This window comes from Phenylobacterium terrae (assembly GCF_042681205.1).
Classification (GTDB): domain Bacteria; phylum Pseudomonadota; class Alphaproteobacteria; order Caulobacterales; family Caulobacteraceae; genus Phenylobacterium; species Phenylobacterium terrae.
Map to the genome: position 1 here is coordinate 652499 of NZ_JBHUEY010000001.1, position 25669 is coordinate 678167.

Genomic DNA, 25669 nt, shown 5'->3' on the forward strand with positions numbered 1-25669 from the left:
CGAGAGAAGGGAACTCGTAAGACGCCAGTGTTGGACACGCCTGTCGACCTCATCCAAGCAACAGTTCAAGTCGAACAGCCGAGCGCGGCCGGCGACCGCATTATCGGGACCGGCTTTCTGGTTTCCTCAATCTCGGCGGATGGGACGCCAGGGACCGTTCTGGTCACCGCCAACCACGTGCTCGCGCGCATGCCCGGCGGCGAGGCCAACATCGGCTACCGGAGCCTGAACCCGGACGGGACGTGGCGCTATACGCCGGCGCCGATCAGGATCCGCGACGCGGCCGAGGCGCCGCTCTGGACCCGCCATCCCAGCCAGGACGTCGCCGTGATGCGCATCCAGGCGCCGCCGGAGTACGCCAAGGCGGCGATCCCGGCCGGCTATCTTGCGCCCCAGACCGGACCGGACGCCAACGAGCTCCGCCCCGGCGACGAGCTCCTGGTGCTGGGCTTTCCCCGCGGGGTCGCAGCCAACAGCGCCGGCTTTCCGATACTTCGGGCCGGGCGGGTGGCGTCCTACCCCGTCTCGCCGAAGTACTCGCCGACCTTCCTCCTCGATTTTTCGGTGTTCCCGGGAAACTCGGGCGGCCCGGTGTTTGCGACGTCCGGGCTGCACCGGACGAGCACGGGCCCCGCCAAGCCGCTCATCGCCGGCCTGCTCGTCCAGCAGGTGCAGCTGAACGACGAGCGCCTCGACATCGGCATCGTCGTCCACGCCCAGTACATCCGCGAGACCATCGAACTGGTCGAAGGCGTCAGTCAGCCGGGCATCACGACCGCCCCGGCCAAGGTCGCCAAGGTGGCCGAGGTTGCGGAGGTGGAGGGCGCCCGCCCCGCTTCGGAGGCCGTCAGGGCGACGACGCCTTGGCGCCGATCCCTGGACTCCGTCGCTCGGAGCGTCGCGGGCATCCGCAGGGGCGCGGCCGAGGTGTTGCGGCTGGTGAGCGGCCGTTTCGCGGACTGGCTCGACCCCTCTTCCCGGTCCGCCTAGCCCGCGCCCGGCGGCGCATGAACGCCGCCCGAAGCCGCCGCCGGGACGCCGTTCACGAGGGCGGGCCTATCCAGCTCCCCGCGCCCCCGCCGCCCGAGGTCGCGTTGACACTTCAGGGGGCGCTCCTTAAGTCTCCGACGCATTATAACAGGCGGGATTCCGGGTTGGCGGGAGGGTGATCGCCCTCATGGCGCGCACCGCCGGCGCCCCGCCACCAAGGACCACCTGATCGATGTTCTTCCAACGGCTCTTCGGCTCGAGCAACGACCGCAAGGTCAAGGCGATGATGGCGCGGGTCGCCAAGATCAACGCCCTGGAGCCTCAGTTCGAGCGGCTGAGCCCTGAGGAGCTGCGCGCCAAGACGGCCGAGTTCAAGGAGCGGATCGCCCGCGGCGAGAGCCTGGACTCCCTGCTCGAAGAGGCCTTCGCCGCCGTCCGCGAGGCGTCCAAGCGCACGCTGGGCCAGCGCCACTACGACGTGCAGCTGGTCGGCGGCATGGTGCTGCACCAGGGCGGCATCGCCGAGATGCGGACCGGTGAAGGCAAGACGCTGGTCGCCACCGCGCCGGTCTACCTCAACGCCCTGACCGGCAAGGGCGTCCATGTCATCACCGTCAACGACTACCTGGCCCAGCGCGACGCCGACTGGATGGGGCAGGTCTACCGCTACCTGGGCCTGGAGGTCGGGACCATCGTCCACGGGCTTTCCCAGGGCCAGCGCCAGGCCGCCTACCGCGCCGACATCACCTACGGCACCAACAACGAGTTCGGCTTCGACTACCTGCGCGACAACCTGGTCTACGACATCTCCGAGATGGTCCAGCGCGGGCACAACTTCGTCATCGTCGACGAGGTGGACTCGATCCTCATCGACGAGGCCCGCACGCCGCTGATCATCTCCGGACCGACGGAGGACCGCAGCGAGTTCTACAAGGTCGTCGACGCGCTCATGAAGGAGCTGATCAAGGATCCGGCGACCTTCGACCACGACGAGAAGCACCGGCAGGTGCTGCTGACCGAGGAGGGCTCGGAGCGGATCGAGGAGATCCTGGAGCAGGCCGGGCACCTGGCCGAGGACTCCGCCGGCCTCTACGACCCGGCCAACGTCTCGGTCGTGCACCACGTGAACCAGGCGCTGCGCGCCAACGTGCTCTACACGCGCGACAAGGACTACATCGTCCGCAACAACCAGATCATCCTGATCGACGAGTTCACCGGCCGGATGATGCAGGGCCGGCGGCTGTCGGAGGGCCTGCACCAGGCCATCGAGGCCAAGGAAGGCGTCTTCATCCAGCCCGAGAACCAGACCCTGGCCTCGGTCACCATCCAGAACTACTTCCGCCTCTACTCGAAGCTGTCGGGCATGACCGGCACGGCCTCCACCGAGGCGCAGGAGTTCGGCGACATCTACAAGATGGAAGTGGTCGAAATCCCGACCAACCGGCCCATCGCGCGGATCGACGACGACGACGAGGTCTACCGCACCGCCGCCGAGAAGAACCAGGCGATCATCAAGCAGATCGAGGCCTGCTACCTGCGCGGCCAGCCGATCCTGGTGGGCACCGTCTCCATCGAGAAGTCGGAGCAGCTCTCCGAACTGCTCGGCCAGCACAAGTTCGAGCTGAACGGCCAGACGGTGACCGGCATCCCGCACAACGTGCTGAACGCCCGCTACCACGAGCAGGAGGCCATGATCGTGGCCGACGCCGGCGTGCCGGGCGCGGTGACCATCGCCACCAACATGGCCGGCCGCGGCACCGACATCCAGCTGGGCGGCAACGTCGACATGCGCGTGCTGCGCTGGCGCGACGAGCAGCAGGGCCTGGGCATCGAGGTCACGCCCGAGATGGCCATGCAGTACAAGGCCGAGGTCGAGGCCGACATCGCCGACCTGAAGGCCAAGGCGCTGGCGGCCGGCGGCCTCTTCGTGCTCGGCACCGAGCGCCACGAGAGCCGGCGGATCGACAACCAGCTGCGCGGCCGGACGGGCCGCCAGGGCGACCCGGGCCAGTCGAAGTTCTTCCTCTCCTGCGAGGACGACCTCCTGCGGATTTTCGCCGGCGAGCGGCTGGACGCCATCATGCGCACCTTCGGGGTCCAGGAAGGCGAGGCGATCACCCACAAGTGGCTGAACAGCGCCATCGCCACGGCCCAGAAGCGCGTCGAGCAGCGCAACTACGAGATCCGCAAGAACCTGCTCAAGTACGACGACGTCGTGAACGACCAGCGCAAGGCCGTGTTCGAGCAGCGCCACGAGTTCATGGAGGCGACGGACCTGTCGGACGTCATCGCCGAGATGCGGTCCGACACCATCGACGACTTCGTCAACCGCCACCTGCCGCCCAAGGCCTACGCCGAGCAGTGGGACGTGGAGGGCCTGGACGAGCACGTGCGCGACTACCTGGGCCTGGAGCTGCCGATCAGGGAGTGGGCGGCCGAGGAAGGCATCGCCAACGAGGAGATCCGTGAGCGGATCGCGGCCGCGGCCGACGCGAGAGCCGCCGAACGGGAGCAGATCCTGACGCCCGAGCGGATGCGCGCCGTCGAGAAGAGCTTCCTGCTCGAGAACATCGACATGCAGTGGCGGGAGCACCTGATGCACCTGGACCACCTGCGCAACGTCATCGGCCTGCGCGGCTACGGCCAGCGCGACCCGCTGAACGAGTACAAGACCGAGGCCTTCTCGCTGTTCGAGAAGCTGCTGGTGGACCTGCGCCAGAACGTCACCAAGTGGGTGATGACGGCCCAGATCCAGGTCGAGGAGCCGGAGCTGCCCTCGCTGCCCGAAGGGCTGATGGAGGTCCACCTCGACCCGCTGACCGGCGAGAACGTCGCCCAGGCCGGCGCCCTGCCCGAGGGCCTCTCGGCGGCCCAGCGCGAGGCCCTGCCGGTCACCGCCCTTCCCGCCAACTGGCAGTCCACGGGCCGCAACTCCGCCTGTCCCTGCGGCTCGGGCAAGAAGTTCAAGCACTGCCACGGCGCGCTGGTCTAGGCGCGCTCCCTCCCCGTCATGGGGAGGGTGGCCCGGCGCGAAGCGGCTGGACGGGTGGGGAAGTGAGGGGCCGTCTAGGGCGCTGATCATCCTGCGCGGCGGGGGCTCGAGACTCTCCCACCCCGGCCGGCTTCGCCGACTCGACCCTCCCCATGAGGGGGAGGGAAAGCGATCAGTCGATCTCCACCACCGCCGTGCCGACCTTGCCGCCGGATTCGACCAATTCATGCGCGCCGGCCGTGTCTTCGAGGGGGAAGGTCCCGGCGACGGAGAGGATCCGCTCGCCCGTCCCGATCCAGCGGGTGATGTCGCCCTGCGCGCGGCGGCGCTGCTCGTGGGGGGAGACGGGCAGGTAGACGCCGTGGACGCCGAGGTTGAGGCGCATCAGGGCGCCGGCGGGGACCTGGGGCGCGGCTTCGCCGCGGGTGGCGTAGAAGGCGAGCGAGCCGTTCATCCGCAACGACGCCAGGCTGGCGGCCAGGTTGCCGCCGAAGTCCACGTCGACGATGTGGTGCACGCCCTCGCCGCCGGTCAGTTCGCGCACGCGGGCGGCGACGTCCTCGCGGCGGTAGTCGATGACGTGGTCGGCCCCGCCGGCCCGCGCGCGCTCGGCCTTGTCCTCGGAGCTGACGGTGGCGATCACGGTCGCGCCGGCCCAGTGGGCGAGCTGGACGGCGTAGTGGCCGACCGCGCCGGCCCCGCCGGTGACCAGCACGGTGCGGCCCTGCACCGGGCCGGCCTTGAAGAGGGCGACGTGGGCGGTCATGCAGGGGATGCCCAGGGTCGCGCCCTCGGCGAATGAGACCGCGTCCGGCAGCTCGCGGATCAGGTCGACGTCGAGCTCGATGTACTCGGCCGCCGAGCCGAAGGCCCGGCCGTTGCGCTGGCCGTTGTAGAACCACACCCGCTTGCCGACCCAGCGCTGGGAGACGCCCGGCCCGACGGCCTCGACGATCCCGGCCCCGTCGCTGTTGGGCACGATGCGCGGATAGGCCATGGGACCGCCGCGGCGCATCCCTGCGTCCGACGGGTTCACGCCCGAGGCCTTGATGCGGATCAGCGCCTGGCCGACGCCGGCCTGCGGCGTCGGCAGCTCGCCCAGCTGCAGCACTTCGCGCGCCGGCCCCGTGCGGTCGTACCAGACGGCTCTCATCGGCCCCTCCCCTTGCAAGTCGGACGCTTGGTAGCACCGGCGCGGCGCACGCACCAAAGACCTCTCCCTCCGCAACGCGGAGGGAGAGGGTAGGGTGAGGGAGGCGCGGGCTGTGTTTCAGCCCAGTCGCCGGTGAGTGCGGCGAGTCCCCCCTCACCCAACCCTCTCCCCCCGCGAGCGGGGGGAGAGGTCTAGAAGCCTAACGCGGGCTGACGATGTGGCCCTCATCAGGGCGGACGCGGCCTTCCAGCACGTCGGCGTAGAGGGCCTGGAGGGCCTCGACGCCCCGGCGATGGCGCAGCTTGAGCCAGGTTGCGTCGGCGACGAAGCCGCGGAGCGCCTCGTCGTAGCGCTGCTGGAAGGCCGCCAGCCCCCACTCCTTCAGCCGCTTCTGGATCTGGTCGGGCGCGAAGAACACCGCAGGCGCGGGCCCGACGTCGGGCGGCGGCGCGCCGGGGTCGGCGCTCTCCCAGTGCGTCAGGCCGACGATGACGCTGCGCACGAGCGCCGGGCCGAGAGCACGGTGGACGGCAAGCGTCACGTCGGCGCGGGCCGCGAAGTCGACGTAGACCGTGGGGCCTTCCGCCGCCAGCTGGCCGGCGGCCTCATAGGGCAGGACCTCGTCGTAGAGGCCAAGGCCGTTCAGCAGCTCCACCGAGCCGGCCGAGGTCAGGCCCACCACCTTCAGGCCGCGCCGGCGCGCGCACCAGGCCAGCGACATCGCCGTCTTGCTGGAGGCGCTGGAGAGGACCAGCGCCTTGACGGACGGGTCCTCCGACAGCTGGTCGTCGATCAGCCAGCCGGTGGTGAACAGCGGGCGCAGCAGGGAGCGGTAGTCGTCCAGCGCATCGCCCGGGGCGGGCGTGTAGGCGTTGTAGGTCGGCGGCAGCTCGGCCCGGTGCGGCGAGGTGTCGGCGACGCCCGTCGGCGTCTTCTGGAGCCGCGCCACATGATGGCTCGACATGGGCCAGTAGCCGAAGAGGCGCAGGCCCTCGGGCGCGTCGGACGCCCTGGAGCGCACCACCTTGGCGAAACCCCACACCGGGATGCGGCCCCAGCCCTCCGGCGCAGGGAAGAACTTCCAGTAGCCGAAGGCGTCGCCGAGGGCGCCGTAGGTCACGTTGTTGGCGGTGAGCGCGAAGCTCTCCACTTCCAGAAGCGCCTCGCCCTCGGCGAGCTCCCGCGTCGCGGCGTCGGACGGCGCGACCTGCGTGCGCCGCAGATCGTCCTTGGCCACCAGCATGTCCCAGCCGTCCATCGGCCCCTCCCCTGTTGTCCGCCCGAGCTTAGCAGAGCGCCGTTACGCGGGAACCCAGTTGCCGTGGAAGCCGAACGGCACCCGGCGCGGCAGGGCGGCGGTGGCGATCGGGCCGCGGGCCACGTCCTGAGCGTCGAGGACCACGAAGTCGCTCCGGTCCTCGGCCCCGCGGTAGATCACCGCCGTCAGCCAGCCGTCACCCTCCGGCGCGTCGGCGCTGCGCGGGGTGAACACCGGCTCGGAGGCGAAGTCGCCGGCCGGCAACTCCCAGACCTGCCGAGCGCCCGTCAGCAGGTCGATGTGCGCCAGGGCGTTCATCCGGATGGTGTCGGAACCACGGGTGTCGGCCGCGTACCAGCCGTGGCGGTAGGACAGGCCCGTGCGCCGCTCGTCGAACCTCGGGAACTCGCCCATCAGATCGTCCAGCGGCGTCTCGACGATGGCGTCGCTGGCGCCCGCCAGGTCGAAAGTCCAGCGGACCAGCTTTGCGCCGCACGGCTCGCCCGGCGAGCCGTCCGGATTGGGGAACAGGGGCGCGCGGTCGTAGCGCATCACCTCGGCGTGGATCCTGTCGCCCTCCTCCCAGGCGTTCATCGGATGGAAGACGTAGCAGGGCCCCGCGTTGAACCAGCGGACGGTGGAGACGTCGGCGTCGCGCCGCATGACGCCCACGAACGCCCCCTTGTCCGGCTCCCAGGCGAAGGCGGGACGCCCGCTCATCGCCCGCTCCAGGCTGGCGGTGAGCGGAAGGATGGGGAACAGCACGTGCCGGTCGGTGACCAGGAAGTCGTGGATCATCGAGGCGAAGGGCGCCTGGAAGGTGTCGCGACGCACCACCTGCCCCTGGGCGTTGGTCACCCCGTACGAGACGGCGGCGTTCAGCGGCGTCTCGCCCGGCGAATAGGCGAACCAGATCATCTCGCCGGTCACCGGATCGATCTTCGGGTGGGCGGTGACCCGGTCGCGGTAGGCCTCCACATAGCCGCGCGAGTCGAGCGTGCCAGGCGCCAGCTCGAACGGCATGTGGCCCTCCTCCAGGGCCAGCAGCCGGCCGGCATGCCAGACGATGTTGGTGTTGGCTGCGCCGCTGTCCACGCCGAGCGCCGAGGGATCGGTGGTCATCGGATTGCGCCAGGCGCCGAACAGCGAGCGCCCGGCGGCGTTCTCCAGCCTCCACTTGGGCGTGCGGACGTAGCGGTTGCGGTAGACGACCTTGCCGTCCTCGACGCGGAAGGCGTGGATCATCCCGTCGCCCAGGAACCAGTGGTGGTTGGGGTCGCGCGGCTCGAACTGCGGGTTCGGGCCGTTGCGGTAGAGGGTCCCGCGCAAGCCCTCCGGGATCTCGCCGGCGACGGCGAGCTCGAAGTCGTCCTCGGTCCGGACGGGGGCGAAATTCCCCCGCAGGTAGGGATTGGTGATCACTTCGCCGTCCATCCGCCATCCTCCTTGGCTCGGAAAAGACTTACGTTGTAAATTTATGGCGTAAGACCTATGCGCTGGCAATCTGTCCGTCAGTGAAAGAATCGTGAGGGCATGCCGCGCACCCTGTCCGAGTCCGACGTCGCCGGTTTTCGCGAGCGTCTGTGCGAGGCGGCCGAGCGGCTGTTCTCCGAACGCGGCCCCGACGCGGTGACGATGCGCCAGCTGGCCAGCGAACTGGGGGTCAGCCCGATGACCCCCTACCGCTACTTCAAGGACAAGGACGACATCCTCGCCGCCGTGCGGGCCGGGGCCTTCGACCGCTTCGCCGAGGCGCTGGAGGCGGCGTACGCCGAGGCCGGGGACGCCCGCGCCCGCAGCGCCCGGGTGGCCGAGGCCTACCTCGACTTCGCCTTCGCCCATCCGCAGACCTACAAGCTGATGTTCGACCTGCATCAGCCGAACGAGCTCGACTACCCGGACCTGCGCCGCGCGGCCGAGCGGGCCCGCCGGACGATGAGCGGCTATGTGGGCGGCCTGATCGAGGCCGGCGTGCTGGCCGGCGATCCGGAGGAGATCGGCGCGATGTTCTGGGCCGCCACCCACGGCGTCGTGCTGCTCGCCCTGGCCGGCAAGCTCGACCCGGGCGCCGACCCCCGCAAGCTCGCCTCCAACCTCAGCCACGCGCTGTCCCGGGGCCTGCGGCCGCACTGAGCACAACAGCTCTGTCATCGCGGACGGCCGAAAGGCCGATCCGGGACCCAGTTTCGGCGCAGTCTGGTCCCGGCTCTTCGCTGGGCTCCGGCCGGGATGGCGGTGGGGTGTGTTACTGCCCGGACCGCTTGACGCCCGCGGCGTCAGCCGGGCCATCTGCGGCCCTCAAGGGAGGCGCCGATGACCCAAGCCAAGCCGTTCACCGTCGACTGGTCCGCCGACGAGGTCGCCAGGGTGCTGGACCAGGTGCGCGCCTATCCCTGGCCGCCTGCGCCGGAGGTGGAGAACGGCTGGGCGTACGGCTGTGACGGCGCCTACCTGCGCGACTTCTGCCGCACCTGGAGCGAAGACTGGGATCCGGCTGCGGCGATCGCCGACCTCAACCGCTTCCCGCAGTTCACCGCCCGGGTCGAGGACTACGACGTCCACTTCCTGCACGTCGTCGGCGAGGCGGGCGGCAAGCGGCCGCTGCTGCTCAGCCACGGCTGGCCGGGGTCGCACTACGAGTTCTGGCGGGCCATCGAGCCGCTGGCCTACCCGTCGCGGTTCGGCGGCGATGCGGCCGACGCCTTCGACCTGGTGATCCCGTCCCTGCCCGGCTTCGGCTTTTCATCCAAGCCGAAGCGGCCGATCGGCCAGCGGACGACGGCGCGGCTGTTCAACGCCCTGATGACGCAGGTGCTGGGCTATCCGTCCTACCTGGCCCAGGGCGGCGACTGGGGGGCGTTGGTGACGTCGTGGCTGGGCCGCGAGCACGCCGGCTCGGTCCGCGCCATTCACCTCAACATGCTGGGCTTTCGTCCGCACGGCGGGCCGCAGTCGCCCGACGAGGTCGCCTGGGCGCAGCGGCAGGGGGCGATGATGGAGATGCTGGGCGCCTACTTCCGCCTGCAGTCTTCGAAGCCGCAGTCCCTGGCCTGGCTCGGCGCCGGCAATCCGGTCGGCCAGGCCGCCTGGATCCTCGAACGCTTCCACGACTGGAGCGACATGGAGGGGCGCGACCTGGACGCCGCGTTCGGCCGCGAGCGGCTGCTCACCAACGTCATGATCTACGTGATGACCGGCAGCTTCACGACGGGCGCCTGGTACTACCGGGGCCTGCTCGAGGAGGGCCGGATGGCGTTCGAGCCGGGCGAGCGGGTGGAGACGCCCACCGCCTTCGCCAACTTCCCCGGCGAGCCGCTCTACACCGCCCCGCCGCGCAGCTTCGCCGAGCGGGCCTACAACATCGTCCGCTGGACAGACATGGCCCGCGGCGGGCATTTCGCGGCCATGGAAGAGCCCGAGCTGTTCGTGGGCGAGGTGCGCGCCTGGGCGCGGGAGATCGGATGAGCGGCCGCTACGACTTCGCCTCCGACAATGTCGCCCCCGCCGCGCCCGAAGCCCTCGCCGCCCTGACCCGCTTCAACGACGGCTTCGCCCCCGCCTACGGCGCCGACCCGGTCAGCGCGCGGGCGGCCGACCTGGTGCGAAGCTTCCTCGACGCCGACGCCGAGGTGCGGTTCGTCGCCTCCGGCACGGCGGCCAACGCCATCGCCCTTTCGGCCATCTGCCGCTCGTTCGACGCGGTCATGGCCCACGAGCACGCCCACATCTGCACCGACGAGACCGGCGCGCCGGGCCTCTTCGGCCACGGCGTCGGGCTGATCGCCCTGCCCGGCGCATCCGGCAAGCTGACGCCGGAGGCCCTGGCCGGGCCGCTGTCGCAACCGCCCTTCGCCCACCGCCAGGCCGCCGCGGCCCTGTCGGTGACCAATGCGACCGAGTACGGCACCGTCTATTCCGCCGAGGAGCTGGCCGCATTGGCCGCGCCGGTGCGCGCCAGCGGCCTGCCGATCCATCTCGACGGCGCGCGCCTGGCCAACGCCGTCGCCGCCGGCTTCGACCCCAGGCGCCTGAAGGACGTCTGCGACATCGCCGTGTTCGGCGGGACCAAGGCGGGCGCCACGCCGTCCGAGGCCATCGTCATCTTCGATCCCAGGCTGCGGGACCGCTTCGACGCCCGCCTCAAGCAGGCCGGCCAGCTGCCGTCCAAGGCCCGCTTCTACGCCGCGCCCTTCATCGGCCTGCTGGAGGACGGCGCCATCCTGCGCCACGCGGCGCACGCCAATGCGATGGCCAGGCGCCTCGCCGAGGCGACCCCTTTCCCGGTGCGCCACCCGGTGGAGGCCAACGCCGTGTTCGTGGACATGGACGAGGAAACGCTGGCCCGCCTGCACGCCGCCGGCTGGTTCGTCTACCGCTTCCTCGACGGGAGCGTGCGCTTCATGTGCAGCTGGGCGACGACGCCCGAGGCCGTGGACGAGCTGGCCGAGACGCTGAGGGCCGTGGCCTGAAGATGCTCCCCCTCTGGGGGAGCTGTCGCGAAGCGACTGAGGGGGTTCGCAGGCGCTGAGTCGGTTAAGAGCGAACACCCCGGCTTCGGAGGGCTTGAACCCCCTCCACCGCTTCGCGGTCCCCCTCCCCCTGCGGGGGAGGATTCAGGCTCAGGACAGCCGCCCGATCGCGTAGAACCGCTCGGCCCGGCGCTTGAGGATCTCCTCGGCCGAGAGCCCGTCCAGCTTGAGCAGCTCGGCCTCGATGGCGTCGCCGACGGCGCGGATGGTGGCGGTCGGGTCCGAGTGAGCGCCGCCGGGGGGCTCGGGGATGATCTTGTCCACGACCTTGAGCTTCAGGAGGTCCTGGGCGGTGATCTTCATCGCCTTGGCGGCCTCTTCGGCGGTGCGGGCGCCGCGCCAGAGGATGGCGTTCGCCCCTTCCGGCGAGATCACCATGTAGATCGAGTGTTCGAGGATCAGCACGCTCGAGCCGGCGGCGATGGCGATGGCCCCGCCCGAGGCGCCTTCCCCGGTGATCACCGCCACCAGCGGCGTCTTCAGCGACAGGCACCGCTCGGTCGAGCGGGCGATCGCCTCGGCCACGCCGCGCTCCTCGGCGCCCACGCCCGGATAGGCGCCCTGCGTGTCGACCAGCGAGATGACCGGCAGGTTGAACCGCTCGGCCATGTCCATCAGCCGGATGGCCTTGCGGTAGCCCTCGGGCCGGGACATGCCGAAGTTGTGCTTCACCCGTGAGACGGTGTCGCGGCCCTTCTCCTGGCCGAGCACCACCACCGGCCGGCCGCGGAAGCGGCCGAGGCCGCCCATCAGCGCCTGGTCGTCGGCGAAGGTGCGGTCGCCGCGCAGTTCGACGAAGTCCTCGATCAGCTCGGCTACGTAGTCGGTGAAGTGCGGCCGGTTCGGATGCCGGGCGACCTGGGTCTTCTGCCAGGCGTCCAGCTTGGAATAGGCCTGCTTGCGCAGTTCGGTCGCGCGGGCGCGCAGCGCCTCGATCTCGGCGTCCAGGGCGCCGGGATTGGCGGATTCGGATACCTTCTGGAGCTCCTCGATCTTGGCTTCGAGGTCGGCGATCGGCCGCTCGAATTCGAGGTAGTGAGGGGGCATCCGGGGTTTCGCTTCCTGCCGTTCGCGGAAGGGTCGGAAACTAGAAGGGAAGCTGCGCCCTCACAAGTGTCGGGAACCTGCGCCGTGGCCGCAGCTTCTACTCACATGAAGAACTGGATCAGAGACAACAGCCTGACGATCGCTTTGTTGCTTCTGTTTGCAGCGAGCCTGACCGGACAGGTCTTCGCGGGCTGGGCGCAAGAGAACCAGACCCTGGCCGAACACGATCAGGCCCCGCTGACCCTGTTGGGTTTCTTGACCAGCGGCGAATTCCTCTCGGCGCTTTTCGAGAACTGGGAGAGCGAGTTCCTGCAGATGTGGGCCTACGTGACACTGACGGCCTACCTCTTCCAGCGCGGCTCGCCCGAATCAAAGGACCCGGACAGCCCCTCGCCGCAGGATCGCGACCCCGCGCTCGACAGCGACAAGCCCGATGCGCCCGGCCCGGTGCGGAAAGGCGGCCTTATCGCCAGGCTCTACGCCCACTCGCTCAGCCTGACGCTCATGGCGCTGTTCATCGCCTCGTTCCTGCTCCACTGGGTCAACAGCGCCCGGCGGCGGGCCCAGGAAGCGGCGGAGCACGGCGACCCGCCGCCGACGCTGATCGAGCACCTGACCGCGCCGCAGTTCTGGTTCGAGTCCTTCCAGAACTGGCAGAGCGAGTTCCTCTCCACCGCGATGCTGGTGGTGCTGGCGATCTGGCTGCGGGAGCGCGGATCGCCCGAGAGCAAGCCGGTGTCGGCGCCGCATTCCCAGACCGGCTCGCACTGAGCGTGCGTCGGCGCGCCCACACAAAGATGTGAAGAGATTCAACGCCTCGGCGGCGCCCGCTTCGGACGGGGGTGCAACCCCGCCAGGAAGTTTTCGTTTGTTAGCCCGAGGTCGAGCCGAGCCCATGTCGTTCGGGGGGTCGGACATGCGGGCCGGAGCGTCTTTCGCGCGGCGCGCCCAATCCACAGAGCGTTGCGCGACCCGAGGAGACAACGGAGCCCTTTGTTATGAGCACCCCCTTGAAGATCGGCATGGCCGCCGCCGTGGCGCTTACCACCGCCGCGCCGGCCGCCTACGCCCAGTACTACCCGCAGCAGTACCGAGAGGACATGCGGGAATACCGCGAGGAACAGGCGGACTATCAGGCCCGCCGGGCGAGCTATGAGCAGGCCCGCCGCGAGTACGACCGCCGCCGGGACGAATATGAACGCGCCCGCGCCGCCTATGACGCCCGCTGGGGCTACGGCGCCTACGCCCGCCGCTACGGCCCCGCCCCGGTGTGGGACGAGCGCAACTGGTACGACACCTACGCGGTCGCCCCGAGCGCCGGCTACTACGGCCGCAACACCGCCTACGGCGCGCCGGTGGACGTCGACTGCCGCCGCCGCGAGGACCGTCAGGCCACCGCCGGCGCGCTGATCGGCGCCATCGCCGGGGCCGTGCTGGGCTCGAACATCGCCGCCCGCAACGCCCGCACCGAAGGCGCGGTGCTGGGCGCCATCGTCGGCGGCGGCGTGGGCCTGGGCGTCGGCAAGTCCACCGCCCGCTGCGACGACCGCGGCTACTACTACAGCTACAACGAGACCATCCCCTACCGCGAGCCGGCCAACTGGCGGCGCAGCGGCCGCTACGACTACAGCTACTACAACCGCATGCGGTGCCGCCTCGCCCCCGCGCCGGTCGACTTCGACCGCGACGGCCGCGAAGAGGAGTTCCGCTACGTCCGCGTCTGCCCGGACGAGACCGGCCGCTACCGTTTCGTCGATGACTACGGCCGCTTCCGTTACTGGGGCTAGCGGCTAGCGCCGACAGCCCGTGAGGTGGAAGGCCGCCCGCTCCCGAGCGGGCGGCCTTTCTCGTTCCAGTATGCTTCCCCGCGGGGGGAACTGCCCCGAAGGGACCGAGGGGGTTCGCAAGCGGTGAGTGCCAACGCGCCGTGTGCCCCCACCCTCGCCTTCGGCGGTTCCCCTCCCCTCCTGCGGGGGAGGACTTCGTCACCGCTCGGCCGCGCGCTCCGGCGGCTCCGGCGTCGGCAGGGGACGGGTCAGATCGTCGGCGGCGTCGTTGGTGCTCGGCGGGGCGGGGGCGTGGGGCGCCTCGTGGTGGAGATCGCTGCGGTCGAGGCGCAGGGCCTTGAGCGCGTCCTCGCCCTCCTGGCCGAACAGGCTGCGGAAACGGATGTCCATCTGCGCGAAGGGCACCTCGACGCCGGCGCATTCCAGCGCTTCGGCGATCGCCCAGGTGTAGGCGGCGTGCATGGCGGCCGGCCGCTTGACCGCATCGAGTTGCGGCCAGACCAGCAGCTCGAAGTTGAGGCCGCTTTCACCGAAGCCGACCAGCCAGACCTGGCTCTTGCGGATGTCGTCGTCGGGCAGGGTGAAGGGGACCGAGCGGGCCGCCGCCAGCACCACCTCGCGCACCTTCTCCCGGTCCGAGCCGTAGGCGACGCTGAACGGGACGTGGATCCGCCGGCCCTGCCCGTGCAGGGTCCAGTTGACCACCGGACCCTCGATGAACTTGGAGTTCGGGACCAGGATGTCGACGTTGTCGTTGGTGCGCACCCGCACCGCCCGAGGCCCGATCTCCTGGACGAGGCCGCGCTTGCCGTCTTCCAGCTCCACATAGTCGCCGACGTTCATCACCCGGTCGAAGATCAGCACCAGGCCGGAGACGAACTCCTTGACGATACCCTGCAGGCCGAGGCCCACGCCGACGCCGATGGCGCCGGCGAACACCGCCAGGGACGAGAGATTGAGGCCGACGGTGGAGAGGCCGGCCACGATGGCCACGATGATCAGGCCGTAGGCGATCAGCTTCTCGACGATGTAGAGCGCCGCCTTGCCGTGGCGGCTGCGGCCGCGCACCCGCTCGAGCGCCAGCGTGGCCAGCTTCGCCGCGACGAAGCCGCCGACGATGATCAGCAGGCCGACAACCACCCCGCCCAGGGTCACGGGCGTGCGGCCGATCGCGAACAGCACCAGGCCGTCCAGGTCGTTCAGGGTCTCAGGCACGGCTCAGCGTCTACGGCCCAGTGGATGTTTGGTTTCGACGACCTCGCGCAGCCGGTCGCCGGCGACGTGAGTATAGATCTGAGTTGTGGCGATGTCGGCGTGGCCCAGCAGGGTCTGCACGACCCGCAGGTCGGCGCCGCCCTCCAGCAGATGGGTGGCGAAGGCGTGGCGCAGCACGTGCGGGCTGACCTTGGCCGGATCCACCCCCGCGGCCAGGGCCGCCTCGTCGAGCATCTGGGCGAACCGGCGGGCCGTCAGCCGCCCGCCCTTGCCGCGCGAGGGGAAGAGCCAGGGGTTGGCCGCATCGCCCTTGGGCAGGAAGGTCTTGCGCACCGCCAGGTAGGCCTTCACGGCCTCGCGGGCGGCGGCGTTGAGCGGCGCCAGCCGCTCCTTGCCGCCCTTGCCCTTGACGATCAGGTAGGCCGGGTCGCGGGCGAGCGCGGCCAAGGGCAGGCCGACCAGCTCCGAGATGCGCAGTCCGGAGGCGTAGAGAAGCTCCACCATGCAGGCCAGCCGAAGGCCCTGCGCGCCGTCCCGGGCCGCCGCCGCGCCGATGATCCGGCCGACCTCGTCGCGGTCCAGGACCTTCGGCAGCGGGCGGCCCTTCTTGGGCGCGTCGACCCGCCGGGAGGGGTCGTCCTTGCGCCAGCCCTCGCCAAGCACGAAGCGGTAGAACTGGCGCACCGCGGCCCGCCGGCGGGCGGCCGTCGCGGCGGAGAGCCCCCGCGCGGCCAGGCTGGAGAAATAGGCCTCCACGTCCTCGGCCGAGGCGTCGGCGAGATCGCGGCCCCGGCCGGCCAGGAAGCCGGAGGCGTCGGCCAGGTCCTTGGAATAGGCGGTGAGCGTGTTGCGGGCGGCGGCCCGCTCCACCGCCATCATCTCCAGGAAGGCCTCGGCCCAGGCCGCGCCCGAGCTCACCGGCGAATCGCCCGTTGGGTCATGGGCCCGAGCCTAACCCAAGCGGCCCGCGCCCGAGAGTTGGCGCAGCGGCGCACGCTCGTGTAAGCGTCGTCCACTCCAATGGACAAGTTCGCCCCCCTCCGCGCCCGCACGATCGCCCTGGTTGGGCTGATGGGCGTGGGCAAGTCGAGCGTCGGGCGCCGGCTGGCCAGCGCCCTCGACCTCCCGTTCCGTGACGCCGACACCGAAGTGGAGCAGGCCGCCGGCCGCTCGATCGCCGACATCTTCGCCGACCTGGGCGAGGAGACGTTCCGCGAGGGCGAGCGGCGGGTGATCGCACGCCTGCTGGACGAGCCGCCGCACGTGCTGGCCACCGGCGGCGGCGCCTTCATGAACCCGCAGACCCGCGCGCTGCTCAAGGCCAAGTCCATCACCGTCTGGCTGAAGGCCGACCTGGAGGTCCTGGCCCGGCGACTGGCCCGCAAGGACAACCGGCCGCTGCTGCACGGCCGGGACCCGATGACCGTGCTGAGGGAGCAGGCGCAGGTCCGCTATCCCGCCTACGCCGAGGCCGACATCGCCGTGGAGACCACCGACTCGGCCCACCACGTCACGGTCGAGCAGGTGCTGAACGCCCTGCAGGCCCACCTGGACGGCGCGGCCCGATGAGCCGGTCGGTCAAGGTCGGGCTGGGCGCGCGCGCCTACGAGGTGGTGATCGGCCGCGGACTGCTGGACGAGGCCGGCGCGCGCATCGCCCCGTTCGTCACCCGCAGACGGGCGGCCGTGGTCAGCGACGAGACGGTGTGGCGGCTGCACGGCGAGCGGCTCGCCGGCGCCCTCGAACGGGCGGGGCTCGCCGCCCTGCCGGTGGTGATCCCGCCCGGCGAGCAGACCAAGAGCTGGGCGGGCCTGGCCGACGTGTCCGACCGGCTCCTGGCGCTGGAGCTGGACCGCGGCGACCTCATCGTCGCCTTCGGCGGCGGCGTGGTCGGCGACCTCGCCGGGTTCGCCGCGGCGATCTACAAGCGCGGCATCGACTTCGTGCAGGTCCCCACGACCCTGCTGGCCCAGGTGGACTCCTCGGTGGGCGGCAAGACCGCCATCGACACCCCCCAGGGCAAGAACCTGATCGGCGCCTTCCATCAGCCCCGGCTGGTGCTGGCCGACCTTTCGGTGCTCGACACCCTGGCCGACCGGGAGATGCGGGCCGGCTATGCGGAGGTCATCAAGTACGGCCTGCTGGGCGACTTCGCCTTCTTCGAGCAACTTGAGGCGCGGGGCGGCGAAGTGCTGGCCCGCGAGCCGGAGGCGCTGGCCGCCGCAGTGGCGCGTTCCGTCGAGATGAAGGCCGAGATCGTCGCCGAGGACGAGAAGGAGGCCGGCCGCCGGGCCCTGCTCAACCTCGGCCACACCTTCGGCCACGCCCTGGAGGCCGAGACCGGCTACGGCGAGGCGCTGCTGCACGGCGAGGCCGTCGGCGCCGGCATGGCGCTGGCCTTCCGCTTCTCGGCCCGCCTCGGCCTCTGCCCCGCCCAGGACGCCGAGCGCGCCAGCCGGGCCATCGCCGCCGCCAGCCTGCCGACCCGCCTCTCCGACGTGCGGCCCGAGCCCTTCCCCGCCGACCGCCTGATCGCCCACATGGGCCAGGACAAGAAGGCCGAGGGCGGGCGCCTGACATTCATCCTCGCCCGCCGGCTGGGCGAGGCCTTCGTCGCCAAGGACGTCGACCCCGGGCCCTTGCGCGACTTCCTGCTCTCGGAGGGAGCCTCGCCGTGATTGCGGCCATGGTCGCAGCGCTCGCGCTGCCGATTCTCCTGCTGTTGATGGCGTCCGCCACGATCTCGGCCGCCGAAACCGCGATGACCGCCGCCTCGCGCGGACGGATGCACCAGCTGGAGCGGGAGGGCGACCGGGCCGCACGGCGGGTCAACAAGCTGATCTCCGACCAGGAGAACATGATCGGCGCGATCCTGCTCTCCAACAACGCGATCAACATCTTCGCCTCGGCCCTGACCACCAGCGTGTTGAGCTCGATCTTCGCGCCGGGCTCCTACATGGGCCCGCTGATCGCCACGGCGGTGATGACGGTGCTGATCGTGGTCTTCGCCGAGATCCTGCCCAAGACGCTCGCCATCACCCGGCCCGACGCGGCGGCGCGGTTCCTGTCGATCCCGACCTACTGGCTGGTGAAGGCGGTGGGGCCGCTGGCGCGCGCGGCCCAATGGGTGGTCCGCCAGACCCTGCGCCCGTTCGGCATCAACCTGTCCATGGAGACCGACGTCCTGGCCGCCCACGAGGAGATCCGCGGGGCGGTCGAGTACCACCACTCGGAGGGCCTGGTGGAGGAGCGCGACCGGCGGATGCTGGGCGGCGTCCTCGACCTCTCCGAGATGGACGTCACCCAGGTGATGGTCCACCGCAAGCAGATCGCCATGATCGACGCCGCCCTGCCGGCCCGCGAGCTGGTCACCGAGGCGCTGGAGATCGCCCACACCCGCGTTCCGCTCTACCGCGACGATCCGGAGAACATCGTCGGGGTGCTGCACGCCAAGGACCTCCTGCAGGCGCTGGCCAGGGCCGAGGGGCGGATGGACACCATCGACGTCATGGCCATCGCGCGCGAGCCCTGGTTCATCCCCGAGACGACGAACCTGAAGGACCAGCTCAACGCCTTCCTCAAGCGCCAGACCCACTTCGCGCTGGTGGTCGACGAGTATGGGGCCCTGCAGGGCCTGATCACCCTGGAGGACATCCTCGAGGAGATCGTCGGCGAGATCGAGGACGAGCACGACCTGGCGGTCGCCGGCGTGCGGCCGCAGCCGGACGGCTGGGTGACGGTGGACGGCGCGGTGGCGATCCGCGACCTCAACCGCGCGATGGACTGGGACCTGCCCGACGAGGACGCCGTCACCGTCGCCGGGCTGGTCATCCACGAGGCCCAGACCATCCCCAAGGTCGGCCAGACCTTCATCTTCCACGGCCATCGCTTCCAGGTCGTCCGGCGCGAGCGCAATCAGATCACCGGCCTTCGGATCTCCCCGCCGATCGAGCGCGGCGAGGCGGGCTGAATGCGGCCCGGAAACCTTTCCACGGTGAAGGTGTTAACCTCGGATAGAGACAGGGCGGGTGGGGGAGTTCATGACAACGCGTCATTGGCGCTGGTCGCCGGCCCCTCCGTGTGCTGGAGTTGTGGCGTGAGCGTAACGGAGCCCATCGCATGAGCGACGCAGTCAAGCTCGAGGGTCTGAGGGTCCTCGTCGTCGAGGACGAGATGATGGTCTCCATGCTCATCGAGGACATGCTGGGCGACCTGGGCTGCGAGGTGATCGGACCGGCCTCCCGGCTCGACGAGGCCATCGCCCTGGCCAACGAGGCCGAGCTCGACTGCGCGGTGCTCGACGTCAACCTGGGCGGCCAGCCGATCTTCCCGCTCGCCGACCTGCTGCGCGAGAAGGGCGCCCCCTTCGCCTTCGCCACCGGCTACGGCGACGCCGGCCTGCGCGACGTCGACCGCGGCTCGCCGGTCCTCCAGAAGCCCTTCCGCGAAGGCGACCTCGCCCGCGTGCTGGGCGAACTCCGCGCCGCGGCGCAGGCGGGCTAGTTCGAGAGGGGTGACAGGTAGGGCTTCGCCCAACCAGTCACCGGCGGGCATCGGTGACCGGTTGCGTGCAGCGCTGCCTGTCACCCATCCCTAAAGCCCGCCCGCGATCAGCTTGTCCGGCGTGATGGGATAGTCCCGCACGCGCACGCCGCAGGCGTTGTAGATCGCGTTGGCGACGGCCGCGCCGGCGCCGGAGATGCCGAGCTCGCCGACGCCCTTGATGCCCATCGGGTTGGCCTTGTCGTCCACCTCGTCGAGCATGATGGCGTCGAGGTCGCCGATGTCGAGCTGCACGGGGACCAGGTACTGGGCCAGGTCCTGGTTGATCAGCGAGCCGTAGCGCGGGTCGGGCAGGTTGCCCTCAGTGAGGGCCGACCCGACGCCCCAGATCATCCCGCCGGTGAGCTGGCTGCGGGCCGTCTTCCAGTTGATGATCCGGCCGGCGGCGAAGACGCCGAGCATGCGGCGCACCCGCACCTCGCCGCTCGCCGCATCCACCGCCACCTCGCAGAAGTGGGCGCCGTAGGTGTGCTGGCTCCAGTTGCGCGCATCGGCGGCCGGGCGGCTGTCGCCCTCGACGGTCAGCCCCTCGGGCGCGGCGCGGGCGATCAGGGCCGAGAGGCTCTCGGCGCGGTTTCCCAGCGCGATGCCGCCGTCCTGGAACTGCACCTGGGCCGGATCGCCGCCGTGCAGGGGCGAGCCGGGATCGCCCACCGCCAGCTCGGCGATCGCCTTGCGCAGGTTCATGCCCGCGGCCAGCGCAGCCGAGCCGGCCGTCGCGGCGCCGAACTGGCCGCCCGAACCCGGGGCCGGCGGCAGCTCGGAGTCGCCGATCTCCACCCGGACCTGGCCCAGCGGCACGCCCATGGTCTCGGCGGCGATCTGGGCCAGCACCGTGTAGCTGCCGGTGCCGATGTCGGTCATGCCCTGGCGGACGGTGATCACCCCCTCCGCGTCCACCGAGAAGCTGGCCTTGGCGGGCAGAAGGAAGTTGCCGCGGATCGCCGCGGCCATCCCCATGCCCACCCACCAGCGGCCCTCGCGCGTCTGGCGCGGGCGCGGGTTGCGGCGGTCCCAGCCGAACATCTGGGCGCCTTCCTTCATGCAGCGGACCAGCTGGCGCAGGGAGAAGGGCTTGCCGGTCTCGGGATCGACCTCCGGCTCGTTGCGGATGCGCAGCTCGACCGGGTCCAGGCCCAGCTGCTCGGCCAGCTCGTCCATGGCGCACTCCAGGGAGAGCATGCCCGAGGCCTCGCCCGGCGCCCGCATCGGCCCGGCGTGCGGCAGGTCCAGGTGCACCAGCCGGTGGCCGGTCAGCCGGTTCGGGGCCGCATAGAGGCTGCGGCAGAAGTTGGAGGCGTGCTCGGTGAAGGCGCCGTGCCGCTGGCAGTGGGTGGTGGTCATTAGCGAGAGGGCCGTGAGCCGCCCGTCCCTGGTCGCGCCCAGCCGCACCCGCTGCACCGTCGCCGGCCGATGGATGGTGCCGTGGAACATCTGCTGGCGGGTGAAGGTCACCTTCACCGGCCGGCCGAGCTCGCGGGCGCCGAGCGCGGCCAGGATCAGGTCCTCGTAGGTCTGGCCCTTCCCGCCGAAGCCGCCGCCGATGTAGCGGGTCATCAGGTGGACGTCGTCGCGGTCGAGCCCCAGCGTCTCGGCCAGGCCATGCTGGGCGGGCTTGACCATCTGCACCGAGGTATGGACGACGCAGCGCCTCGGCCCCTCCCACCAGGCGGTCGTGGCGCAGGGCTCCATCTGGCAATGGTTCTGCAGCGGCGTGGTCCAGGTCTGGTCGAGCTGGACGGGCGCCTCGGCGAAGCCGCGGTGGAAGTCGCCGATCTCGACGTCCTCCTCGCCGGGCGGCTGGTCGGCTTCGTCCAGCACGTCGTGGAAGACCACTTCGGGCGCGTCCTCCACGTAGGCGATCTTCACCAGTCCGGCGGCCGCGGTGGCGTTCTCCAGGGTGTCGGCGAGCACGAAGGCGACCGGCTGGCCGAAGTAGGCGACGCGGTCGGTGTCGAACACCGGCTTGGCCGCGGCGGTGCTGCGGGGATGGACCTTGGCGCCGCGCTCGGCCTGCCGGGGCGCGTTGAGATGGCTCCAGACGGCGAGGACGCCGGGCGAGGCCTCCGCCTGCGCCGTCTCCACGGAAGCCACGCGGCCCTTGGCGATGGCTGCGGGCACCATCACGCCGTAGGCCGGCGGGCTGGGCGGAGTGACCTCGTAGGCGTAGGGCGCCGTGCCGGTGACCTTCAGCGGGCCCTCGTAGCGGTCCACCGCCTTGCCGATTAGGCCGGAGCGGTTCTCGCTGACCGGATTGGGCAGCGAATAGTCGGCGACAGAGCTCATGCGTCTTTCCCCGAAGCTTCGGCGATGGCCGCAGCGCCGAGGCGCGCGGTCAGGGCGATCTTGAAGTCGTTGCGGCCGTTGCCCCGGGCGCCGGCCAGCTCGGCGGCGAGGGCTTCGGCCGGCGCGGCCCCAGCGGCGAGCGCGGCCTCGGCCTTGTCCGCGCGCCAGGGCTTGTGGGCCACGGCGCCGAGCGCGATCCGGCCGCCGGCGACGGCGACGCTGGCCAGGCCGGCGGCGTAGGAGGCCCGCTCCCGCGCCTTGCGGTAGACCTGCCCGCCCTGCGGCGGCGGCGGCAGGACCACCGCGGTGATCAGCTCGCCGGCGGGGAGGTTGGTCTCGACCTGCGGCGTCTCGCCGGGCAGGCGGTGCAGGTCGACCAGCGACAGCGCGCCCTGGCCGCCGTCCGGCCGGGCGGTCTCCACCGAGGCGTCCAGCGCCGCCAGCGCCACGGCCATGTCCGAGGGATGGGTGGCGATGCAGGCGTTGCTCTGGCCGAGAATGGCGCTGTTGCGGTTCAGCCCCTCCAGCGCCCCGCAGCCGGAGCCCGGCGCGCGTTTGTTGCAGGGCTTGGTGGTGTCGTAGAAGTAGGCGCAGCGGGTCCGCTGCAGCAGGTTGCCGCCGACGCTGGCCTTGTTGCGCAGCTGCTGGCTGCCGCCCGCCAGGATGGCCTGGGCCAGCACCGGATAGCGCCGCCGCACCCGCTCGTCGGCCGCCACCTGGCTGTTGGTGGCCATGGCCCCGATGCGCAGGCCGCCGTCCGGGGTCTCCTCGATCTGCGCCAGCGGCAGCCGGCCGACGTCGATCAGGTGGGCCGGCGCCTCGATGTGCAGCTTCATCAGGTCCAGCAGGTTGGTGCCGCCGGCGATGAACTTCGCGCCCGGCGTCGCCGCGGCGCTCTGCACCGCGCCGGCGACGTCGCTCGCCCGCTCGTAGGTGAACGGCCTCATGCGACCTCTCCCAGCACGTCCTTGATGGCCGCGATGATCTGCGGATAGGCCGAGCAGCGGCAGATGTTGCCGCTCATCCGCTCGCGCAGCTCATCGTCGGTGACCACCAGCTTGGCGGCGAGGTCCGCCGTCTCCTGGCTCGGCCAGCCGGCCTCCAGCTCCTTCAGCAGGCCCGCGGCCGAGCAGATCTGGCCCGGCGTGCAGTAGCCGCACTGGAAGGCGTCGTGCTCGAGGAAGGCCTTCTGCAGGGGGTGCAGCCGATCCGGCGCGCCCAGCCCCTCGATGGTGGTCACCTCGTCGCCGTCGTGCATGACGGCCAGCGACAGGCAGGAATTGATCCGCACTCCGTTCACCAGGACGGTGCAGGCGCCGCACTGGCCGTGGTCGCAACCCTTCTTGGAGCCGGTCAGGCCCAGCCGCTCGCGCAGCAGATCGAGCAGCGTGGTCCGTGGGTCGACGTCGAGCGTGCGCGGCTCGCCGTTGACGGTGATGGTCGCCTGCATCGGCCCCCTCCCCTCCTGCCTCATGTCGGGATTTGCGGCCGCCTTGATCCAGCGGCTCGCGGTTCGTCGAACCCCAGCCTAGCCCTCAGCCCTCGCCGGGCGCCAGAGCCTTCACGGAGAGGGCGTGGATCGGGCCCTTCAGCTCCTCGGAGAGGGCCTGGTAGACCAGCCGCTGGCGCGCGACCTTGGGCTTGCCGGCGAAGGCGGCGGACTCGATCAGCACGTTGAAATGGCTCTCGCCGCCGGGGCGGCTTCCGGCGTGGCCGGCATGGCGCGCGGACTCGTCTTCGATCTCGAGCCGGGAGGGCTCGAACGCGGCGGTCAGCTTGTTGTGGATGGCTTCGAATATGGCGCCCATTCGGCTCATCTTCAATTCTTGAAAGGGACTATCTCGGCCTCATACTCAGGCGATGCCCGGCGCGTTTCAATACAAGCCCAAGTTCGTCGACATCCGCGTGCGCCCTCCCAAGCCGGAGGAGGCGGCGAAGGAGGATGTCGTCCAGCTGAAGCCCGGCGAGAGGGCCTGCGACCACCCGGGCTGCCGGCTGGCGGCGACGGCCCGCGCGCCGAAGTCGCCGGAGATGCTGAACGACCACTACTGGTTCTGCCAGCCGCACGCGGCCGAGTACAACCGCAACTGGAACTTCTTCGCCGGCATGACGGACGAGGAGCGCGAGCGCCGCGTCACCGACGAGTTGAAGACCGGCGGGCGGCCCACCTGGGAGATGAAAGCCGGCCGCTTCTCCCGCGAGGCGGCGAGCTTCTCGGCCAAGTTCGGCACGCGCAACGCCGGCGGCTACCGCGACCCGTTCAACCTGTTCGGCGGCGGCGGCCCCCAGGCTCAGGCGAAGGCCGAGGCGGCCCGCCGGCTGGGCAAGATCGAGCGCAACGCGCTGGCCGAACTCGACCTCGACGACGCGGCCGAAGGCTCCCAGATCCGCGCCCGCTACACCGAGCTGGTCAAGCGCTTCCACCCCGACTCCAACGGCGGCGACCGCTCGAGCGAGCACAAGCTCCAGCGGGTGATCAAGGCCTACCAGTCGCTGCGCAAGGCGGGGATGGTCTGAGCCGCTCGACAGCTAGACCTCTCCCGCTTGCGGGAGAGGGTTGGGTGAGGGCGCGCGGCGAAGCCGCGCCCGGCGCGAAGCGACGGACAACAGCGCGGGCGGCGGGTCCCCCCTCACCCTACCCCCTCCCCCCCCCGCTTTGCGGGGGGAGAGGTCTGAAGGCGGAACCGGCGCCTTCGCCGTCACGTTCGCCAGCCCAGGAGGGCCGCGCCGTGACCGCACCCGAGCCCCGCAAGGGGATGCCGAGCCCCAGGCTCACCAAGTCCGAGTTCCGCCAGCGCTACCTGAAGGCCTTCGCCGACCCCGCCTTCGAGGCCGTCTCCGCCGAGCTCGAGAAGGTGTTCGAGGCCGCCTGGGACGCCTACGAGCACTCGCGCAAGTCGCCGCGCACCCGCAAGGCCGGCCCGCAGTTCGCCGATCCCGACTACGACCTGGCGCTCGACTGGCTGGAGGCGCGGGCGGCGATCCAGGCGGCGCAGGCGCTGCACGACGACCCGGCCGGCCCGGACCGCTTCCTGCTGATCAACTGCTCCTCGCGCAGCGAGCACACCTGTCCCGGCGAGATGAGCAAGTCGTGGCGGCTGATGGAGCTCGGCCGCCAGGTGTTCGAGGCCGCCCCGAACACCGCCGTCGAGGTGCTGGACCTAAGCCGCCTGGCCTCGGAGTACGGGCGCGAGATCCACCCCTGCAAGGCCTGCTTCTCCACCTCGCCGGCCCTCTGCCACTGGCCCTGCTCCTGCTATCCCAACTACTCGCTGGGCCAGGTCCACGACTGGATGAACGAGATCTATCCCATGTGGGTCAGGGCCCACGGGATCATGATCGTGACGCCGGTGAACTGGTACCAGGTGTCCTCGCCCCTGAAGCTGATGATGGACCGGCTGGTCTGCGCCGACGGCGGCAACCCCGACCCGACCCGCACCCACGGCAAGGACGCGAAGAAGGCCAAGGAGATCGAGCTGGCCGGCTGGGACTATCCCCGCCACCTGGCCGGGCGGCTGTTCGCGGTGGTGGTGCATGGCGACGTGGAGGGGGTGGAGAACGTGCGCCGCTCGATCTCCGACTGGCTGTGCTTCATGCACCTGTGCCCGGCCGGCCCGAGCGCCGAGCTGGACCGCTACATCGGCTACTGGAAGCCCTACGCCACCAGCCACGACGAGCTGGACCGCGAGGCCGCCCTGCAGGAGGAGGTCCGCAACGCCGCCCGGACGCTGCTGGAGGGGGTGCAGGCCGAGCGCCAGGGCCGGCAGATCACGGCCGGCCGGAACCTGAGGGCGCCGCGGGAGAAGTAGGCTCAAGACCTCTCCCCGCTCGCGGGGAGAGGGTTGGGTG

At 70.9% G+C, this 25669-nt stretch carries 23 protein-coding genes; 13 read left to right on the forward strand and 10 right to left on the reverse strand.

Going from position 1 to position 25669, the window contains the following annotated elements:
- Window positions 1-27 precede the first annotated feature (27 nt).
- Window positions 28-990, forward strand: coding sequence for a S1 family peptidase (locus ACFSC0_RS03230; RefSeq protein WP_377280549.1), 963 nt, complete (start codon window positions 28-30; stop codon window positions 988-990).
- Between the two features lie 232 nt (window positions 991-1222).
- Window positions 1223-3982 carry a preprotein translocase subunit SecA gene (gene secA, locus ACFSC0_RS03235; protein ID WP_377280548.1) on the forward strand — a complete coding sequence of 920 codons (2760 nt, stop codon included), beginning with the start codon at window positions 1223-1225 and terminating at the stop codon, window positions 3980-3982.
- Window positions 3983-4154: 172 nt separating this feature from the next.
- On the opposite strand, the gene ACFSC0_RS03240 is transcribed toward secA, so the two are convergent.
- The 3 genes from ACFSC0_RS03240 to ACFSC0_RS03250 all read right to left on the reverse strand — a co-directional run bounded on the left by ACFSC0_RS03240 (window position 4155) and on the right by ACFSC0_RS03250 (window position 7827).
- Complete coding sequence (locus tag ACFSC0_RS03240) at window positions 4155-5135, reverse strand: NADPH:quinone reductase (protein WP_377280547.1); 981 nt, start codon at window positions 5133-5135, stop codon at window positions 4155-4157.
- A gap of 199 nt (window positions 5136-5334) precedes the next feature.
- Window positions 5335-6393, reverse strand: a complete 1059-nt coding sequence (locus ACFSC0_RS03245) for a DUF2855 family protein (protein ID WP_377280546.1) — start codon at window positions 6391-6393, stop codon at window positions 5335-5337.
- A 42-nt stretch (window positions 6394-6435) separates the two neighbouring features.
- Window positions 6436-7827 carry a carotenoid oxygenase family protein gene (locus ACFSC0_RS03250; RefSeq protein WP_377280545.1) on the reverse strand — a complete coding sequence of 464 codons (1392 nt, stop codon included), beginning with the start codon at window positions 7825-7827 and terminating at the stop codon, window positions 6436-6438.
- Window positions 7828-7926: 99 nt separating this feature from the next.
- On the opposite strand from ACFSC0_RS03250, the gene ACFSC0_RS03255 reads away from it, so the two are divergent.
- The 3 genes from ACFSC0_RS03255 to ACFSC0_RS03265 all read left to right on the forward strand — a co-directional run bounded on the left by ACFSC0_RS03255 (window position 7927) and on the right by ACFSC0_RS03265 (window position 10862).
- Window positions 7927-8526 carry a TetR/AcrR family transcriptional regulator gene (locus ACFSC0_RS03255; protein ID WP_377280544.1) on the forward strand — a complete coding sequence of 200 codons (600 nt, stop codon included), beginning with the start codon at window positions 7927-7929 and terminating at the stop codon, window positions 8524-8526.
- Window positions 8527-8706: 180 nt separating this feature from the next.
- A complete protein-coding gene (locus ACFSC0_RS03260) occupies window positions 8707-9858 on the forward strand; it encodes an alpha/beta fold hydrolase (RefSeq protein WP_377280543.1) in 1152 nt (383 codons plus the stop codon).
- Window positions 9855-10862 (forward strand): threonine aldolase family protein, encoded by a 1008-nt coding sequence (locus tag ACFSC0_RS03265; protein ID WP_377280542.1) that lies wholly within the window; start codon window positions 9855-9857, stop codon window positions 10860-10862. Before ACFSC0_RS03260 ends, ACFSC0_RS03265 begins: the two co-directional genes overlap by 4 nt.
- Window positions 10863-11012: 150 nt before the next feature.
- On the opposite strand, the gene ACFSC0_RS03270 is transcribed toward ACFSC0_RS03265, so the two are convergent.
- Complete coding sequence (locus ACFSC0_RS03270; RefSeq protein ID WP_377280541.1) at window positions 11013-11969, reverse strand: acetyl-CoA carboxylase carboxyltransferase subunit alpha; 957 nt, start codon at window positions 11967-11969, stop codon at window positions 11013-11015.
- An 84-nt stretch (window positions 11970-12053) separates the two neighbouring features.
- On the opposite strand from ACFSC0_RS03270, the gene ACFSC0_RS03275 reads away from it, so the two are divergent.
- Window positions 12054-12740 carry a DUF6766 family protein gene (locus ACFSC0_RS03275; protein WP_377355067.1) on the forward strand — a complete coding sequence of 229 codons (687 nt, stop codon included), beginning with the start codon at window positions 12054-12056 and terminating at the stop codon, window positions 12738-12740.
- A gap of 227 nt (window positions 12741-12967) precedes the next feature.
- Complete coding sequence (locus tag ACFSC0_RS03280) at window positions 12968-13756, forward strand: glycine zipper 2TM domain-containing protein (protein ID WP_377280539.1); 789 nt, start codon at window positions 12968-12970, stop codon at window positions 13754-13756.
- 198 nt (window positions 13757-13954) lie between these two features.
- On the opposite strand, the gene ACFSC0_RS03285 is transcribed toward ACFSC0_RS03280, so the two are convergent.
- Entirely contained in the window at window positions 13955-14971 is a 1017-nt protein-coding gene (locus tag ACFSC0_RS03285) for a mechanosensitive ion channel family protein (RefSeq protein ID WP_377280538.1), read from the reverse strand.
- Between the two features lie 3 nt (window positions 14972-14974).
- The gene (locus tag ACFSC0_RS03290; RefSeq protein ID WP_377280537.1) at window positions 14975-15889 is read right to left on the reverse strand and encodes a site-specific tyrosine recombinase XerD; all 915 of its coding nucleotides are present in this window, start codon (window positions 15887-15889) and stop codon (window positions 14975-14977) included.
- Between the two features lie 102 nt (window positions 15890-15991).
- On the opposite strand from ACFSC0_RS03290, the gene ACFSC0_RS03295 reads away from it, so the two are divergent.
- The 4 genes from ACFSC0_RS03295 (at window position 15992) to ACFSC0_RS03310 (ending at window position 19474) form a co-directional block, all read left to right on the forward strand.
- On the forward strand, window positions 15992-16540 hold the full coding sequence (locus ACFSC0_RS03295; protein WP_377280536.1) for a shikimate kinase: 549 nt from the start codon (window positions 15992-15994) through the stop codon (window positions 16538-16540).
- A complete protein-coding gene (aroB, locus tag ACFSC0_RS03300) occupies window positions 16537-17649 on the forward strand; it encodes a 3-dehydroquinate synthase (protein ID WP_377280535.1) in 1113 nt (370 codons plus the stop codon). Before ACFSC0_RS03295 ends, aroB begins: the two co-directional genes overlap by 4 nt.
- Before the next feature lie 8 nt (window positions 17650-17657).
- The gene (locus ACFSC0_RS03305) at window positions 17658-18941 is read left to right on the forward strand and encodes an HlyC/CorC family transporter (protein WP_377280534.1); all 1284 of its coding nucleotides are present in this window, start codon (window positions 17658-17660) and stop codon (window positions 18939-18941) included.
- 149 nt (window positions 18942-19090) lie between these two features.
- Complete coding sequence (locus ACFSC0_RS03310; RefSeq protein ID WP_377280533.1) at window positions 19091-19474, forward strand: response regulator; 384 nt, start codon at window positions 19091-19093, stop codon at window positions 19472-19474.
- A gap of 90 nt (window positions 19475-19564) precedes the next feature.
- On the opposite strand, the gene ACFSC0_RS03315 is transcribed toward ACFSC0_RS03310, so the two are convergent.
- The 4 genes from ACFSC0_RS03315 to ACFSC0_RS03330 form a co-directional block, all read right to left on the reverse strand.
- Entirely contained in the window at window positions 19565-21820 is a 2256-nt protein-coding gene (locus ACFSC0_RS03315; RefSeq protein WP_377280532.1) for a molybdopterin cofactor-binding domain-containing protein, read from the reverse strand.
- Entirely contained in the window at window positions 21817-22767 is a 951-nt protein-coding gene (locus ACFSC0_RS03320) for an FAD binding domain-containing protein (protein WP_377280531.1), read from the reverse strand. The genes ACFSC0_RS03315 and ACFSC0_RS03320 overlap by 4 nt, the downstream gene beginning before the upstream one ends.
- Complete coding sequence (locus tag ACFSC0_RS03325) at window positions 22764-23270, reverse strand: 2Fe-2S iron-sulfur cluster-binding protein (RefSeq protein ID WP_377280530.1); 507 nt, start codon at window positions 23268-23270, stop codon at window positions 22764-22766. The genes ACFSC0_RS03320 and ACFSC0_RS03325 overlap by 4 nt, the downstream gene beginning before the upstream one ends.
- Before the next feature lie 85 nt (window positions 23271-23355).
- Window positions 23356-23628, reverse strand: a complete 273-nt coding sequence (locus ACFSC0_RS03330) for a BolA family protein (RefSeq protein ID WP_377280529.1) — start codon at window positions 23626-23628, stop codon at window positions 23356-23358.
- Window positions 23629-23680: 52 nt separating this feature from the next.
- On the opposite strand from ACFSC0_RS03330, the gene ACFSC0_RS03335 reads away from it, so the two are divergent.
- Both ACFSC0_RS03335 and ACFSC0_RS03340 read left to right on the forward strand, forming a co-directional pair.
- Complete coding sequence (locus tag ACFSC0_RS03335; protein ID WP_377280528.1) at window positions 23681-24337, forward strand: J domain-containing protein; 657 nt, start codon at window positions 23681-23683, stop codon at window positions 24335-24337.
- A gap of 212 nt (window positions 24338-24549) precedes the next feature.
- Window positions 24550-25629 carry a flavodoxin family protein gene (locus ACFSC0_RS03340; protein ID WP_377280527.1) on the forward strand — a complete coding sequence of 360 codons (1080 nt, stop codon included), beginning with the start codon at window positions 24550-24552 and terminating at the stop codon, window positions 25627-25629.
- Window positions 25630-25669 lie beyond the last annotated feature (40 nt).

What these genes read in the sequence shown, in the direction of transcription:
- secA (WP_377280548.1), top strand. Translation starts at nt 1,223, where the DNA reads ATGTTCTTCCAACGGCTCTTCGGCTCGAGCAACGACCGCAAGGTCAAG.
- ACFSC0_RS03240 (WP_377280547.1), bottom strand. Translation starts at nt 5,135, where the DNA reads ATGAGAGCCGTCTGGTACGACCGCACGGGGCCGGCGCGCGAAGTGCTG.
- ACFSC0_RS03245 (WP_377280546.1), bottom strand. Translation starts at nt 6,393, where the DNA reads ATGGACGGCTGGGACATGCTGGTGGCCAAGGACGATCTGCGGCGCACG.
- ACFSC0_RS03250 (WP_377280545.1), bottom strand. Translation starts at nt 7,827, where the DNA reads ATGGACGGCGAAGTGATCACCAATCCCTACCTGCGGGGGAATTTCGCC.
- ACFSC0_RS03255 (WP_377280544.1), top strand. Translation starts at nt 7,927, where the DNA reads ATGCCGCGCACCCTGTCCGAGTCCGACGTCGCCGGTTTTCGCGAGCGT.
- ACFSC0_RS03260 (WP_377280543.1), top strand. Translation starts at nt 8,707, where the DNA reads ATGACCCAAGCCAAGCCGTTCACCGTCGACTGGTCCGCCGACGAGGTC.
- ACFSC0_RS03265 (WP_377280542.1), top strand. Translation starts at nt 9,855, where the DNA reads ATGAGCGGCCGCTACGACTTCGCCTCCGACAATGTCGCCCCCGCCGCG.
- ACFSC0_RS03270 (WP_377280541.1), bottom strand. Translation starts at nt 11,969, where the DNA reads ATGCCCCCTCACTACCTCGAATTCGAGCGGCCGATCGCCGACCTCGAA.
- ACFSC0_RS03280 (WP_377280539.1), top strand. Translation starts at nt 12,968, where the DNA reads ATGAGCACCCCCTTGAAGATCGGCATGGCCGCCGCCGTGGCGCTTACC.
- ACFSC0_RS03295 (WP_377280536.1), top strand. Translation starts at nt 15,992, where the DNA reads ATGGACAAGTTCGCCCCCCTCCGCGCCCGCACGATCGCCCTGGTTGGG.
- aroB (WP_377280535.1), top strand. Translation starts at nt 16,537, where the DNA reads ATGAGCCGGTCGGTCAAGGTCGGGCTGGGCGCGCGCGCCTACGAGGTG.
- ACFSC0_RS03305 (WP_377280534.1), top strand. Translation starts at nt 17,658, where the DNA reads ATGGTCGCAGCGCTCGCGCTGCCGATTCTCCTGCTGTTGATGGCGTCC.
- ACFSC0_RS03310 (WP_377280533.1), top strand. Translation starts at nt 19,091, where the DNA reads ATGAGCGACGCAGTCAAGCTCGAGGGTCTGAGGGTCCTCGTCGTCGAG.
- ACFSC0_RS03315 (WP_377280532.1), bottom strand. Translation starts at nt 21,820, where the DNA reads ATGAGCTCTGTCGCCGACTATTCGCTGCCCAATCCGGTCAGCGAGAAC.
- ACFSC0_RS03320 (WP_377280531.1), bottom strand. Translation starts at nt 22,767, where the DNA reads ATGAGGCCGTTCACCTACGAGCGGGCGAGCGACGTCGCCGGCGCGGTG.
- ACFSC0_RS03325 (WP_377280530.1), bottom strand. Translation starts at nt 23,270, where the DNA reads ATGCAGGCGACCATCACCGTCAACGGCGAGCCGCGCACGCTCGACGTC.
- ACFSC0_RS03330 (WP_377280529.1), bottom strand. Translation starts at nt 23,628, where the DNA reads ATGGGCGCCATATTCGAAGCCATCCACAACAAGCTGACCGCCGCGTTC.
- ACFSC0_RS03335 (WP_377280528.1), top strand. Translation starts at nt 23,681, where the DNA reads ATGCCCGGCGCGTTTCAATACAAGCCCAAGTTCGTCGACATCCGCGTG.